The sequence below is a fragment of the Azospirillum brasilense genome (assembly GCF_008365405.1).
Lineage (GTDB): Bacteria > Pseudomonadota > Alphaproteobacteria > Azospirillales > Azospirillaceae > Azospirillum > Azospirillum brasilense_D.
Genome location: NZ_QOKV01000018.1, coordinates 55,423 through 69,215 on the forward strand (window position 1 = coordinate 55,423; position 13,793 = coordinate 69,215).

Here is a 13,793-nt window from a genome sequence, read left to right on the forward strand (position 1 = left end):
TTCTCGGGCGACCCTCACCCTTCCCACGCCGGGGGCGTGGGCCCCTTCCCTCTCCCGGAACGGGAGAGGGACAACAAGCATCACCTCACGCGAAGGCCTGGATGCCGGTGATGGCGCGGCCCAGGATCAGGGCGTGGATGTCGTGCGTGCCCTCATAGGTGTTCACCGCCTCCAGGTTCATCACGTGGCGGATGACGTGGAACTCGTCGGCGATGCCGTTGCCGCCGTGCATGTCACGGGCGACGCGGGCGATGTCCAGGGCCTTGCCGCAGTTGTTGCGCTTGATGAGCGAGATCATCTCCGGCGCCGCCTTGCCCTCGTCGAGCAGGCGGCCGACCTGCAGCGCAGCCTGCAGGCCGAGCGCGATCTCCGTCTGCATGTTGGCGAGCTTGAGCTGCGGGATCTGGTTCGCGGCCAGCGGACGGCCGAACTGCTTGCGGTCGATCTGGTACTGGCGGGCGGCGTGGAAACAGAACTCCGCCGCACCCATGGCGCCCCAGGCGATGCCGTAGCGGGCGCGGTTCAGGCAGCCGAACGGGCCGACGATGCCCTCGATGTTCGGCAAGCGGTTCTCCTCCGGCACGAAGACCTCGTCCATGACGATCTCGCCGGTGGCCGAGGCGCGCAGCGAGAACTTGCCCTCGATCTTCGGCGCCGACAGGCCCTTCATGCCCTTTTCGAGCACGAAGCCGTTGATCTTGCCCTCGTCGTTCTTCGCCCAGACGACGAAGACGTCGGCAACCGGCGAGTTGGTGATCCACATCTTCGCGCCGCTGACGATGTAGCCGTCCGCGACCTTCCGCGCGCGGGTCTTCATGCCCGCGGGGTCGGAGCCGGCGTCCGGCTCGGTCAGGCCGAAGCAGCCGATCCACTCGCCGGTGGCGAGCTTGGGCAGGTACTTCTCGCGCTGGGCATCGCTGCCGTAGGCGTAGATCGGGTGCATGACCAGCGAGGACTGCACCGACATGGCGGAGCGGTAGCCGCTGTCCACCCGCTCGACCTCGCGGGCGACCAGACCGTAGGAGACGTAGTTGACGCCGGCGCAGCCGTAACCGTCGATCGTCGAGCCGAGGAAGCCCAGCTCGCCCATCTCGTTCATGATCTCGCGGTGGAAGATCTCGTGCCGGTTGGCCTCGGTCACACGCGGCAGCAGCTTGTCCTGGCAATAGCTGCGCGCGGCGTCGCGGATCATCCGCTCGTCCTCGGTCAGCTGCTCGTCGAGAAGCAGCGGGTCTTCCCAGGCGAAGGAAGCGAGCTTGGCGGAGGCGGCTCCGGTCTTGGCGGCCATAATTGATGTCTCCCTAGGTCCGATGCGCCCCAACATGGCGCGGTCGCTTTCATGGTTCAAATACATTTATCAGGGGACTTTAATATGATCCTCATATAAGACACGGGCATGGATCTGCGCCATCTTCGCCATTTCGTCGCCGTCGCCGAAGAGCTGCATTTCAGCCGCGCCGCCGCCCGGCTGGGCATCGGGCAGCCGCCGCTCAGCCAGTCGATCCAGGCGCTGGAGGCCGAGCTGGGCGCCCGCCTGTTCGAGCGCACCAAGCGCCGGGTCGAACTGACCGAGCCGGGCCAGCTCCTGCTGGGCGAGGCGCGGGAGATCCTGGCGCGGGCGGAACGCGCCGCCGTGCTGACCCGTCGCGCCGCCAAGGGCGAGGTCGGCGAACTGCGCGTCGGCTTCACCGCGGCGGCTCCCTTCCTGCCGATGGTGCCGCGGATCATCGACGCCTACCGCCGCGCCCATCCCGATGTGCATCTGACCCTGGTCGAGCTGCCGTCCAAGCAGCAGTTGACGGCGCTGGCCGACCGCCGGCTCGACGTCGGCTTCATCCGGGAGCCGCGCTTCGTCCCCGAGCCCGAGTCCTTCCGCTTCCACGACGTGGTGCGCGAGCCGCTGCTGGCGGTGATGCGCGCCGACCATCCGCTGGCCGGGCGGGAGGTCGTGCCGCTGGCCGCGCTGCGCGACGAGCCCTTCGTCTTCTACCCCGCCGATTTCGGGACCAGCACGCACGAGCAGGTCTTCGCGCTGTGCGCCGCCGCCGGATTCCGTCCCAACGTCACCCAGGACGCGCGCGAGGCCTTCACCATCATCGGGCTGATCGCCGCCGGGCTGGGCGTGTCGATTCTGCCCGGCCAGCTTCGGCAGGTGGCCCTGGAGGGGGTGGTGTACCGGCCGCTCGACACGCCGGACGCCGTCACCACCCTGCAACTGGCGCAACGGAGCAACGAAAGCTCGCCTCTGGTGAAAAAATTCACCGGCCTCGTGGAGCGGATCGTTCCGTTTGTTCCGCCCGTTCCCGGCGCGTGAACGGCGACTCGGGAAAAATCGCCCGTCCAGACCCTAAACCTCCCAAAGTCTGGGTTTTCAAGCGGTCAAGGAAGGAGCAAACTCCCGTTCAAACCGCGTGCACAGCCTTCGCAGATGCACAAAATTTCGTCAGACCGATGCCGAACCGTTGAGTTGATCACAATGCGAGCATCGGGCTTGTCGAATTTATTAAACGGGTATACCGTCTGGCCCACTGCATAGGTCCTGTGTCGGGAACGCAACCCTGACTCCGGACCGCGCTCGGGACACCTCGGACGGGGGGAGGATGATGGACGGCGGCATGGTCACGACCGCACAGGCACTGGTGCGCTTCGTCGGGGTCCAGAAGACCTATGACGGCGAACACCTCGTGGTGAAGAACCTCGACCTCGACATCAAGAAGGGCGAGTTCGTCACCCTGCTCGGCCCTTCGGGCTCGGGCAAGACGACCACGCTGATGATGCTGGCCGGCTTCGAGGTCCCCACCCACGGCGATATCTATCTCGCCGACCGGCCGATCAAGAACATGCCGCCGCACAAGCGCGACATCGGCATGGTCTTCCAGAACTATGCGCTGTTCCCCCACCTGACGATCGAGGAGAACGTCGCCTTCCCGCTGACCGTGCGCAAGATGCCGCGGTCGGAGGTGAAGGAGCGGGTGCGCTCGGCGCTGCGCATGATCAAGCTGGAGAACCTGGCGCACCGCCATCCCGGCCAGCTGTCGGGCGGCCAGCAGCAGCGCGTGGCGCTCGCCCGCGCGCTGGTCTTCAACCCTCAGCTCGTCCTGATGGACGAGCCGCTGGGCGCGCTGGACAAGCGGCTGCGCGAGCACATGCAGCTCGAGATCAAGCAGCTGCACGAGACGATGGGCATCACCGTCGTCTACGTCACGCACGACCAGAGCGAGGCGCTGACCATGTCGGACCGCATCGCGGTGTTCAACGACGGCATCGTGCAGCAGATCGACAAACCGGACGCGCTGTACGAACGCCCGGTCAACAGCTTCGTCGCCAACTTCATCGGCGAGAACAACGTGCTGGCCGGCACCGTCGAGAATATCGAACAGGGCTTCTGCCGGGTGGCGCTGGCGTCGGGCGGTTCGGTTGTGGCCCAGGCGGTCAACGTCGCCGGTGCGGGTGCGGCCACGGCGCTGTCGGTCCGGCCGGAGCGCATCAGCATCCTGACCGACGGGCAGGTGCCGGACGGCATGAACGCCCTGCCCGCCCATGTCCAGGACACCATCTATCTCGGCGACCACGCGCTGGCCGTGCTGAAGGTCGCCGGCAACGGGGAATTCATGGTCAAGCTGCCGCCGGGCGCCCACGCGGGACTCAGCCACGGCCAGAGCGTGTCCATCGGCTTCCGCCCCGAGGACTGCCGGGCGCTCGATCCCGTGTGATCGGCCGCACCCGTCCGTCCGGTCTCTCCGGGAGGGGGGACCGGGGGCGCGCAACACCTCCTGACGCAACCACGCATAATGAAGGAACGGGGACGATGTCGAAGCTTAAGGTGGCAGTTGGGTTCCTTGCGACGTTCACCGCCAGTGTGGCGCTGGCCACCGCCGCGCAGGCCCGCGACCTGACGGTCGTGTCCTGGGGCGGCGCCTATCAGGAAGCCCAGAAGAAGGTGTTCTTCGAGCCGTTCAAGAAGGCCGGCACCCCGATGAACGACGAGTCCTGGGACGGCGGCATCGGCGTTCTGCGCGCCAAGGTCCAGGGCGGTGCGGCGACCTGGGACGTCGTGCAGGTGGAAAGCGAGGAACTGGCCGTCGGTTGTGAAGAGGGCCTGTTCGAGACGATGGAGTTCAACCGGATCGGTGGCGAGCAGGCCTACCTGCCGCAGACGGTCGACGCCTGCGGCGTCGGCGCGATCGTGTACGACTTCGTGCTCGGCTACGACAAGGACAAGCTGAAGGACGCGCCGAAGAGCTGGGCCGACTTCTTCGACACCACCAAGTATCCGGGCAAGCGCGGCCTGCGCCAGGGCGCCAAGACCACTCTTGAGATCGCCCTGATGGCCGACGGCGTCGCGCCGAAGGACGTCTACAAGGTTCTGGGCACCGAAGAGGGCCTGGAGCGCGCCTTCAAGAAGCTCGACACCATCAAGAACGACATCGTCTGGTGGAAGGCCGGCGCCCAGCCGCCGCAGCTGCTCGCCTCGGGCGAAGTGGCGATGACCTCGGTCTACAACGGCCGCATCGACGCCGCCAACAAGGCCGAGAAGAAGAACTTCGGCATGGTGTGGAACGGCGCGCTCTACACCATCGACAGCTGGGTGATCCTGAAGGGCAGCCCGAACAAGGAAGCCGCCTACAAGTTCCTGGAGTTTGCCGGCAAGGCGGAGAACCAGGCCAAGCTGTCCGAGAACATCGCCTACGGCACCTCCAACAAGGACGCCCCGTCCAAGCTGGCGCCCGCCGTCCTGAAGGACCTGCCGACCGCTCCGGAAAACATGAAGAACGCGGTCGAGATCAGCGTTCCCTTCTGGCTGGAGAACATCGACCGGCTGACCGAGCGCTTCAACAAGTGGGCGGCGAAGTAAGCCGCTGAGCAGTGCCCCCACCCTAACCCTCCCCCGCTGACGGAGGGGAGGGGATCAATCTCCCTCCCCCGCCCAGCGGGGGGAGGGCCGGGGTGGGGGCCCACCTCGACCACACCGCACACGTCTCTACCGCATTTTCGAAATAGGCCGCCCATGACAGCCGCGTTCGTCGCCGGCGCCGATGCGTCGCCCGAGGTGCCTCTCAAGCGCCGCCTGAAGCGGGCGGAGCGGACGCGCCGGCTCAAGGCCCTGGCGCTGATCCTGCCGCTCCTCCTCTTCCTGCTGTTCACCTTCCTCGGTCCCATCGCCGGCATGCTCTGGCGCTCGGTCGACGACTGGGAGGTGCGTCAGGTCATGCCCCACACCGTCGCGGCCCTGGCCGACTGGGACGGCATGGACGTTCCCGGAGAACCGGCCTTCGCCGCGCTGGCGGGCGACATCCGCACGGCCCGCGAGGCCGGCACCATCGCCATCGCGTCCAAGCGGCTGAACTACGCGCTGAACGGCTTCCGCACCATCATGTCGGGCACGGCGCGCAATCTGAAGACCCTGCCGGAACCCGGCACCGCCAAGGACACCCTGATCGGCATCAACCCGGCCTGGGGCGAACGCGCCACCTGGGCGGCGATCAAGGGCGCCAGCGGGCCGCTCACCAGCTTCTACCTTCTGGGCGCGCTGGACCTGACGCGCAACCTGGACGGCGCCATCGTCGCCGCCCCCGAGGAGCAGGCGATCTACCGCGACGTCTTCGGGCGCACCTTCACCATCAGCTTGGGCGTGACGGTCCTCTGTCTGATCTTGGGCTTCCCGGTCGCCTACATGTTGGCGACGCTGCCCACGGGCCAGTCGAACGTGCTGATGATCTTCGTGCTGCTGCCCTTCTGGACCTCGCTTCTGGTGCGCACCTGCGCCTGGATCGTCGTGCTGCAGAGCGAGGGCATCGTCAACGACAGCCTGCGCTGGATCGGCCTGATCGACGAGCCGCTGCGGCTGATCTACAACCGCTTCGGCGTCTATGTGGCGATGACGCACGTGCTGCTGCCCTTCATGATCCTGCCGCTCTACAGCAGCATGAAGTCGATCTCCCCGGCCTACATGCGGGCCGCGGCGTCGCTCGGCGCCTCGCCGGTCACCGCCTTCCTGCGCATCTACCTGCCGCAGACCGTGCCCGGCATCGGGGCGGGCAGCCTGCTCGTCTTCATCCTGGCCATCGGCTACTACATCACGCCGGCCCTGGTGGGTGGCGCCGCCGACCAGATGATCAGCTACTTCATCGCCTTCTACACGACGGAAACCGTCAACTGGGGTCTGGCCTCGGCGCTGGGCGCGGTGCTTCTGCTCGCCACGCTGCTGCTCGCCGTCGTCTATGGAAAGCTGGTCCACGGCCAGCAGGTCACGGGAGGGATGAAGAATTGAGCGACAACCACGCCCCCCGTACGGCCAGCCAGCGCGTCGCCTGGATCACCACCGTGGTCGTCGCCTCGCTGGTGCTGGTCTTCCTGATGGCGCCGATCCTGGCGATCATGCCGCTGTCCTTCAGCTCCGGCTCCTACCTGACCTACCCGCTGCCGGGCCTGTCGCTGCGCTGGTACGAGGATTTCCTGAACTCCCCGCGCTGGGTGTCGTCGCTGAAGAACAGCGTCATCATCGGGGTGGCCTCGACCATCCTGTCGATGGTGCTCGGCACACTCGCCTCGCTCGGCCTCGCCCAGTGGAAGAGCAAGTTCAAGCCGCTGGTGCTGGCCATCGTGCTGTCGCCGGTCGTCGTGCCGGGCGTCATCACCGCGGTCGGCCTGTACTTCTTCTTCGCGCCGCTGGGGCTGACCGGCAGCTACGCCGGCCTGATCCTGGCGCACACGGCGCTGTCCACGCCCTTCGTGGTCATCACGGTCAGCGCGACGCTGCAGAGCTTCGACATGAACCTGGCGCGGGCCGCGGCCTCGCTCGGCGCCTCGCCGATCTACGCCTTCCGCCGGGTCATCCTGCCGCTGATCCTGCCGGGTCTGGCCTCGGGCGCCCTGTTCGCCTTCGCCACCAGCTTTGACGAGGTGGTGGTGGTGCTGTTCATGGCGGGACCGGAGCAGCGCACCCTGCCCCGCGAGATGTTCAGCGGCATCCGCGAGAACATCAGCCCGACCATCACGGCGGCGGCGGTGATCCTGACGACCATCTCGGTCATCCTGCTCGCCACGCTGGAGGCGCTGCGCCGCCGCAACGAGCGGCTGAAGGGCAACCTGCGCTGACATGAAAAAGCCGGGCGGCCCGATGGGCGGCCCGGCCTTTCCTCAAATCCGGTGGAGTGATGTCACAGGTACGGCGGGGTGCAGGCGCTGATGATTTCGCATTCCTCGTCGCCGAGGTTGCGAAAGCGGTGCGGGATGCGGCTGTCGAAGAGATAGGCGTCGCCGGGGCCGAGGATTTCCTTGCGGTCGCCGACCGTCAGCTCAATCCGGCCCTTGATGATGACGCCGCCCTCCTCCGATTCGTGCTGGAGCATGGTGCGGCCGCCGGTGTCGGCGCCGGGGGCGTACTTCTCGTGCAGCACCTGAAGGTTGCGGCCGCGCAGGTCGCCCACCTGCCGGAAGGAGATGGAGCCGACCCGGCTCTTCACCAATCCGGTCAGTTCGACCAGATCGCCGCCCTTGAAGAAGATCTGCTCGCGCGGCGGCAGGTCGTCGGAGGAGAAGAACTCCGCCAGGGTCATCGGAATGCCCTGGAGCACCTTGCGCAGCGAGGAGACGGACGGGCTGCACCGGTTCTGTTCGATCAGCGAGATGGTGCCGTTGGTCACGCCCGCCCGTTGCGCCAACTGGCGCTGGGACAGGGCGTGCGCTTCCCGAACCTGCTTCAGGCGCGCGCCCACGTTGAAATCGACAGCGTCCACATCCATGGATCGGTTCCTCGCTCCTGACCGGAAGGCATACCGGATTCGCGTGTGTGCGTCATCAAAAACTCAACACCCGATTAGGGTTGTTTAATTTATTAAACATGGGTACGCTCCCTTCACATCGCAAATCGAGGCTGATTTCCATGCTGTCGCTGAACGACCAGAGCCTTCTTCGGACGCAAGCCTATGTGAACGGCGCGTGGCGCGACGCCGTCTCCGGCAAGACCTTCGCGGTCACCAACCCGGCGACGGGCGAGGAGCTGGCCCGGGTCGCCGACGTCGGCGCGGAAGAGACGCGGCAGGCTATCGAGGCCGCCGACGCCGCCCTGCCGGCGTGGCGCGCCAAGACCGCGAAGGAGCGCGCGGCCATCCTGCGCCGCTGGTTCGAGCTGATCATGGCGGCGCAGGAGGATCTGGCCGTCCTGATGACGCTGGAGCAGGGCAAGCCGCTGGCCGAGGCCCGTGGCGAGGTTGCCTACGGCGCCAGCTTCATCGAGTGGTTCGCCGAGGAGGGCAAGCGGGTCTACGGCGACGTGATTCCCAGCTTCGCCGGCAACAAGCGCATCGTCGTCCTGAAGGAGCCGATCGGCGTCGTCGCGGCGATCACCCCGTGGAACTTCCCCAACGCGATGATCACCCGCAAGGTCGGCCCGGCGCTGGCCGCCGGCTGCACCATCGTGGTCAAGCCGGCCGAGGACACCCCGCTGTCCGCACTGGCGCTGGCCGAACTGGCCGAGCGCGCCGGGGTGCCGGCCGGGGTGTTTAACATCGTCACCGGGTCCGACCCGGTCGCCATCGGCGGCGAGCTGACCGCCAGCCCGATCGTGCGCAAGCTGTCCTTCACCGGCTCGACCGAGGTCGGCAAGATCCTGATGCGCCAGTCGGCCGACACGGTGAAGAAGGTCTCGCTGGAGCTGGGCGGCAACGCGCCCTTCATCGTGTTCGACGACGCCGACCTGGACGAGGCGGTCAAGGGCGCGCTCGCGTCCAAGTACCGCAACTCCGGCCAGACCTGCGTCTGCGCCAACCGCCTGCTGGTCCAGGCCGGCGTCTACGACACCTTCGCCGCCAAGCTGGCCGAGGCGGTAAAGCAGATCCGCGTCGGCAACGGCATGGAGGCCGGGGTCACCCAGGGCCCGATGATCAACGGCCAGGCCGTCGAGAAGGTCGAGGAGCTGATGGGCGACGCGCTGGCCAAGGGCGCCAAGGTCGCTCTCGGCGGCAAGCGCCATGGCCTGGGCGGCACCTTCTTCGAGCCGACGATCCTGACCGGCGTCACCACCGAGATGCGCGTGGCCCGCGAGGAAATCTTCGGCCCGGTGGCCCCGCTGTTCAAGTTCGAGACGGAGGCCGACGCCATCCGCATGGCGAACGATACCGAGTTCGGTCTGGCGGCCTATTTCTACAGCCGGGACATCGGCCGGGTGTGGCGCGTGGCCGAGCGGCTGGAATACGGCATGGTCGGCATCAACGAAGGCATCCTGTCGACCGAGGTCGCGCCGTTCGGCGGCATCAAGCAGTCGGGCATCGGGCGGGAAGGCTCCAAGTACGGTGTGGAGGACTTCCTGGAGATCAAGTACCTGTGCGTCGGCCTGGGCGCCTGACGCCATCCTTTCCAATCGGGGGTTTGAGATGAGCAACCAGTCCTTCCAGGATCGTCGCAACGTCGCCGTTCCGCGCGGCCTTGCCAACGCCATGCCGGTCTATGTCGACCGCGCCGAGAACGCCGAGCTGTGGGACGTCGAGGGCAACCGCTTCATCGACTTCGCCGGCGGCATCGCGGTGCTGAACACCGGACACCGCCATCCGAAGATCATCGAGGCGGTGAAGGCCCAGCTCGACCGCTTCACCCACACCTGCGCGATGGTCACGCCCTACGAGTCCTTCGTGACCCTGGCGGAGCGGCTGAACGCGCTGGTTCCGGGCTCCACGCCGAAGAAGACCGCCTTCTTCACCACGGGTGCGGAAGCCGTCGAGAACGCCGTGAAGATCGCCCGCGCCCACACGGGCCGTCCGGGCGTGATCGCCTTCAGCGGCGCCTTCCACGGCCGCACGCTGCTGGCGATGGCGCTGACCGGAAAGGTCGTGCCTTACAAGGTCGGCTTCGGCCCCTTCCCGGCCGAGGTCTACCACGCACCCTTCCCCAACGCCTACCGCGGGGTCAGCGTCAAGGACAGCCTGACGGCGCTGGAGCAGCTGTTCAAGTCGGACGTGGACGCCACCCGCGTCGCCGCGATCATCGTGGAGCCGGTGCAGGGTGAGGGCGGCTTCAACATCGCCCCGCCGGAGTTCCTGCAGTCCCTGCGCAAGATCTGCGACGACAACGGCATCCTGCTGATCATCGACGAGATCCAGACCGGCTTCGCCCGCACCGGCAAGATGTTCGCCATCGAGCATTCCGGCGTCGAGCCCGACCTGATGACCATGGCGAAGAGCCTGGCCGGCGGTTTCCCGCTGTCGGCGGTCACCGGCAAGGCGGAGATCATGGACGCCCCGATCCCCGGCGGCATCGGCGGCACCTACGCCGGCAGCCCGCTGGCGACCACCGCGGCGTTGGCCGTGCTGGACGTCATCGAGGAGGAGAAGCTGATCCAGCGCTCCAACGACCTGGGCGAGCGCATCGCCGGCCGCTTCCGCACCATGGCCCAGCGCAACACGCTGTCGGTGATCGGCGACGTGCGCAACCTGGGCGGCATGATCGCCATGGAGCTGGTGAAGGACCGCGGCACCAAGGAGCCGGCGCCGGAGCTGACCAAGGCGCTGGTCGCCAAGGCGGCGGAGAAGGGCCTCGTCCTGCTGTCCTGCGGCACCTACGGCAACGTGATCCGCATCCTGGTTCCGCTGACCGCGTCGGACGCGCTGGTGGACGAGGGCCTGGACATCATCGAGCGCTCCCTGGAGGAGCTGGTCTCTGCGTAAGGCTGGGGCCTGATTTTTCAGGCCTGATTTCTCAGCGATGTCCCCTGACTGCACGCCCTCCTTCCCACATGGGAAGGAGGGTTTTTTTTTGTGCGCCCGCCCGCCCACGCTTTAGGATGAGGGCACGGGGCGGAGGGGCGAGCGCATGGCCGGCGGGATCGACATCGTCATCATCAAGAAGAACGGGCTGGGCGACGCCGGGGCCAGCGTCTTCGCCGAGGTCGCGGAAACCCTGCGTTTCGCGCTGCGTCGCCTGGGCATCGACGCGGAGATCGTGTGGAACCGCGTCGGCCGCCGACGCCGCGCCATCGTCCTGGGCGGGCACGACCTGACGCCGGAGGAAGGCGACCGGTTGCCCAGCGGCACCATCCTCTACAATCTGGAGCAGATCGCCACACTCCACCTCCGCAACGCCCATTATCTGGACCTGCTGCGCCGCTGCCGGGTGTGGGACTACAGCCCGCGCAACATCGCCGATCTGGCTCGCCAGGGCATCCGGGCGCGCCTCGTCCCCATCGGGTATGCCGACGAGATGACCCGTATCCCGAACAGCCCCGCCCCCGGCATCGACGTGCTGTTCTACGGCGCCGTGAACCCGCGCCGCCGCGCCATCCTCGACGCGCTGGGCGAGCGCGGCCTGACCGTGGTCAGCCTCCAGCATTATTACGGGGCACTGCGCGACCGCTTCGTCGCCGACGCGAAGCTGGTGCTGAACCTGCATTACTACGAGGCGGGCATCTTCGAGATCGTCCGCGTCTCGCACCTGCTGTCGAACCGCAAGGCGGTGCTGGCCGAGCGCCACCCCGACACCGAAATCGAGCCCGACCTGCTGGACGCCATGGCCTTCGCCCCCTATGACGGGTTGGTCGAGGCGGCCTGCGCGCTGGTCGCCGACGGTGCGCGGCGGGAGGCGCTGGCCGAGGCGGGGTTGCGGTGCATGAAGGGGCGGGATGCGGTGGAAGTGATGTGCGGCGCCGCTGCGGACCTCGGCATCTCTGACTTTTGAATGGGCATGCACAACCGGCCCACGAGGGAAGCGGACGTCCTTGGCCCCCTTCCCTCCGCCAAAGGAAGGTTCATCTCCCAGCGCAACACCTGCGCGATCCGATCCTCAGGAGAAAGCCCTTTTTGATTGTATTCCCTGTTTGTGTGTTTACGAAGACGCCGCGCGCTCATCAATTCTCTATTGCGACAAGAATTCAGAGAGCAATTATCGAGAATTACAAAAATATGAGCGGTGATTTTTCAAATTTAATCCCACCTCTTTTGATTTTTATTAACTTGCCCGCTTTAGGTCTCATGGCATGGGAGGATGAGCGCCGCTCTGAAAGACACCTCTTCATAAGATTGGAACCGACGGAAGGGATTGGAACGTTGTCCAAGTTGACCATAAAATCAAAAGTTGCGATTGTTTTCTTCATTCTGGCGGCGGTGACGATCGGTTCCAACCTCCTGTCCATCAACCGCCTCTCGGCCGTGAACGATCTCACGACGGAGAGTGAGGAGAATTGGATGCCGAGCGCGGTGCTTTTGGGCACGCTGAACACCAACACCTCCGATTACCGCATCCTGGAAGTGTCGCACATCCTGGCCGCCAGCGCCGAGGAGATGGTCACGATCGAGCGGAACCTCGCGGCCATGAAGGCGACGGTGCAGAACAGCCGCGCCAAGTATGAAACGTTCATCTCCTCCCCCGAGGAGCGCCGCGTCTACGAGCAGTTCGGCCAGAACTGGGACCGCTATCTCACCCTCGGCAGCCAGGTCATCGAACTGTCCCGCAACAAGGACACGGACAAGGCGGCGGATATCCTCCGGAATGCGTCGCGAACGCTGTTCGACACGGCGTCCGGCAATCTGATCGAGTTGATCGGCATCAACGCCCAGGGATCGGCGGAGGCCAGCCGGCAAGGCGACGCCATATACGGCACCGCCCGCACGCTTCTGATCGCGGCCTTCATCCTCGGCGCGCTCGTCTGCCTGGTCGGAGCGCTGACGATGATCCGCGGCGTGTCGGCCCCGATCGCCGCGATGACCGAGGCGATGCGGCGTCTGGCCGGCGGCGACAGGACCATCGCGATCCCCTCCGTCGAACGGAAGGACGAGATCGGCGCCATGGCTTCGGCCGTCCAGGTCTTCAAGGAGAGCATGATCGAACGCGAACGCTTGGCCGCCGAGCAGGAAGCCGAGCGGATCGCCAAGGAAAAGCGCACCATGGAGGTCGAGCGCCTGATCGAGGGCTTCGACCGGACGGTGTCGAATGTCCTGGGCAGTGTGGCGTCGGCTTCCACCGAACTCAGCCGGACGGCCGGAAGCATGGTCGAACTGGCCCACCAGACCAACCAGCAGGCCGGCTCGTCGGCCGCCGCCGCGGAACAGACGTCCGCCAACGTGCAGACGGTCGCCGCGGCGACGGAGGAAATGGCCGCCTCCACCCAGGAGATCGCCCGTCAGGTGTCGCGGTCCACGGAGGTCGCCGAGCGGGCCGTGCAGGAGGCCCAGCAGACCGGGGTGACGGTGCGCGGTCTGGCGGACGCGACCAACCGCATCGGCGAGGTGGTGAAGCTGATCAGCGACATCGCCAGCCAGACCAACCTTCTGGCGCTGAACGCGACCATCGAGGCCGCAAGGGCCGGCGAGGCCGGCAAGGGATTCGCCGTCGTCGCCAGCGAGGTGAAGGCGCTCGCCAACCAGACGGGCAAGGCCACGGAGGAGATCGCCACGCAGATCGCCAGCGTCCAGTCGGCCACGAGCGGCACCGTCACCGCCATTGAGGGAATCGGGCAGACCATCACCAGCATCAACGAGATCGCCGCGACCATCGCCGCCGCCATCGAGGAGCAGAACGCCACGACCGGCGAGATCACCCGCAACGTCCAACAGGCGGCCCAGGGCACCCAGCAGGTCAGCGACAACGTCCTCCAGGTCAACGAGGGGGCCACGCAGACGGGTGCGGCGGCAACGCAGGTGCTCGGCGCGTCCGACGAGCTGGCGCACCAGTCCGAAACCCTGCGCCGCGAGGTCGAGACCTTCCTCGCCGGCATCCGCGCCGCCTGACGCGGCCCAGGCGGTCGCCCAGCGAACGAGGCCCTTCCTTGCCGGCACAGCAAGGAAGGGCCTTCGTTTCACGTCAGC

General features: G+C 66.7%; 11 protein-coding genes. 9 read left to right on the forward strand and 2 right to left on the reverse strand.

Translation table 11 applies throughout. The features are described 5' to 3' along the window. Positions 1-85: 85 nt before the first annotated feature. Positions 86-1,288, reverse strand: a complete 1,203-nt coding sequence (locus tag DS837_RS23305) for an acyl-CoA dehydrogenase (protein WP_149166920.1) — start codon at positions 1,286-1,288, stop codon at positions 86-88. Between the two features lie 108 nt (positions 1,289-1,396). Between DS837_RS23305 and DS837_RS23310 the strand changes: the two genes are divergently transcribed. The 5 genes from DS837_RS23310 (at position 1,397) to DS837_RS23330 (ending at position 7,098) form a co-directional block, all read left to right on the forward strand. Beyond that, entirely contained in the window at positions 1,397-2,314 is a 918-nt protein-coding gene (locus DS837_RS23310; RefSeq protein ID WP_149166921.1) for a LysR substrate-binding domain-containing protein, read from the forward strand. Between the two features lie 301 nt (positions 2,315-2,615). Then, positions 2,616-3,713, forward strand: a complete 1,098-nt coding sequence (locus tag DS837_RS23315; protein ID WP_247890090.1) for an ABC transporter ATP-binding protein — start codon at positions 2,616-2,618, stop codon at positions 3,711-3,713. 95 nt (positions 3,714-3,808) lie between these two features. Beyond that, on the forward strand, positions 3,809-4,855 hold the full coding sequence (locus tag DS837_RS23320) for an ABC transporter substrate-binding protein (protein ID WP_149166922.1): 1,047 nt from the start codon (positions 3,809-3,811) through the stop codon (positions 4,853-4,855). Between the two features lie 153 nt (positions 4,856-5,008). Further along, complete coding sequence (locus DS837_RS23325) at positions 5,009-6,271, forward strand: ABC transporter permease (RefSeq protein WP_149166923.1); 1,263 nt, start codon at positions 5,009-5,011, stop codon at positions 6,269-6,271. Further along, on the forward strand, positions 6,268-7,098 hold the full coding sequence (locus DS837_RS23330; RefSeq protein ID WP_014198219.1) for an ABC transporter permease: 831 nt from the start codon (positions 6,268-6,270) through the stop codon (positions 7,096-7,098). The genes DS837_RS23325 and DS837_RS23330 overlap by 4 nt, the downstream gene beginning before the upstream one ends. Positions 7,099-7,160: 62 nt before the next feature. Here DS837_RS23330 and DS837_RS23335 read toward each other — a convergent pair whose 3' ends face one another. Then, positions 7,161-7,745, reverse strand: coding sequence for a cupin domain-containing protein (locus DS837_RS23335; RefSeq protein ID WP_145679236.1), 585 nt, complete (start codon positions 7,743-7,745; stop codon positions 7,161-7,163). A gap of 140 nt (positions 7,746-7,885) precedes the next feature. Here DS837_RS23335 and gabD point away from each other — a divergent pair, with 140 nt between their 5' ends. From gabD to DS837_RS23355, 4 genes are all read left to right on the forward strand, one after another. Beyond that, positions 7,886-9,346, forward strand: coding sequence for an NADP-dependent succinate-semialdehyde dehydrogenase (gabD, locus tag DS837_RS23340; RefSeq protein ID WP_211102395.1), 1,461 nt, complete (start codon positions 7,886-7,888; stop codon positions 9,344-9,346). 28 nt (positions 9,347-9,374) lie between these two features. Continuing rightward, positions 9,375-10,661, forward strand: a complete 1,287-nt coding sequence (gene gabT / locus DS837_RS23345) for a 4-aminobutyrate--2-oxoglutarate transaminase (RefSeq protein WP_149166924.1) — start codon at positions 9,375-9,377, stop codon at positions 10,659-10,661. A gap of 145 nt (positions 10,662-10,806) precedes the next feature. Next, positions 10,807-11,667, forward strand: a complete 861-nt coding sequence (locus tag DS837_RS23350; protein WP_149166925.1) for a hypothetical protein — start codon at positions 10,807-10,809, stop codon at positions 11,665-11,667. Positions 11,668-12,044: 377 nt separating this feature from the next. Beyond that, the gene (locus DS837_RS23355) at positions 12,045-13,715 is read left to right on the forward strand and encodes a methyl-accepting chemotaxis protein (protein WP_282187584.1); all 1,671 of its coding nucleotides are present in this window, start codon (positions 12,045-12,047) and stop codon (positions 13,713-13,715) included. The last annotated feature ends 78 nt before the right edge of the window (positions 13,716-13,793 follow it).